General features: G+C 64.3%; 2 protein-coding genes. Both read left to right on the top strand.

All coding sequences use genetic code 11. The features are described 5' to 3' along the window. Window positions 1-520 (top strand): recombinase family protein (locus HMPREF2990_RS02775; RefSeq protein WP_083316972.1); only part of this gene is annotated, 520 nt, incomplete at its 5' end. A 170-nt stretch (window positions 521-690) separates the two neighbouring features. Then, window positions 691-897: DUF4192 family protein (locus HMPREF2990_RS02770; protein WP_141757775.1), on the top strand; the 207-nt coding region annotated here is incomplete at its 3' end.

The raw sequence follows: 897 nt of genomic DNA, 5'->3' as shown, positions 1-897 counted from the left end.
CTCGAAGTCATCTGAGCGTTCAGGCTCTGGCTGCGACCCGGACCACATCTACTCAGACACCATCTCCGGCACCAACTGGCAACGGCCTGGTCTTGATGACGCGCTGGCGTACATGCGCCCCGACGACACGCTCGTTGTCACGCGCTTGGACAGGCTCGGCCGCAGCCTCGCGGACACCGTGAACACCATCGCTGACCTCGCCGAGCGTGACATCAACGTCAAGGTGTTGGAGCCAGCGCTGGACACGTCGAAGCCCACCGACAAGGTGGTTATCAACGTCATGGCAAGTCTTGCCGAGTGGGAGCGTGACCTGCTTGTCCAGCGCACCCGTGAGGGCGTGGCGCACGCCCGCGCACAGGGCAGGGTCGCCGGCCCCAAGCCGAAGCTCAGCGCTGAGCAGGCGCAGATGGCCAAGGAGCTTATCGACGGCGGCAAGTCCGTCAGCGCTGTAGCGCGCACCTTTAACATCTCGCGGCCGACGATCTATCGCGCTCTCAAGCGCATCGAAGCCGACGCTTAAGCACAGGCTGCGTCGCTAGCGCTCGCACCCGGCGAGAAGGCATCAGGCTGCGCTAGCGACGCTCGGCACACATGAGTGCTGCACTGCTGGGATACGCCTGCGACCGGCAGAGCCGGGCCGAATACGGGATTGACCACATACACCCCGTATTCGTGCAAAGGAGCACTGCCATGTCCACCCATTCTCACACGCTTGCATCCCACGGCGAGATCCTCGCGAACCTCCCCGGCATCCTCGGGTTCTACCCGAACAACTCGCTGATCCTCGCGTTCTTCGTCGACGACGAGGGCGTCGACACCGTCCGCCTCGGCCCGGTCGCACGGTTCGACCTGGACGAAGCAGTGGAGAAGCTCACCGAGAGCCGCGAGCGGTTCGCA

This window comes from Corynebacterium sp. HMSC071B10 (genome assembly GCF_001814825.1).
Lineage (GTDB): Bacteria > Actinomycetota > Actinomycetes > Mycobacteriales > Mycobacteriaceae > Corynebacterium.
The sequence above is the reverse complement of the archived record's forward strand: the minus strand, read 5'-3'. Positions and strand labels throughout refer to the sequence as shown.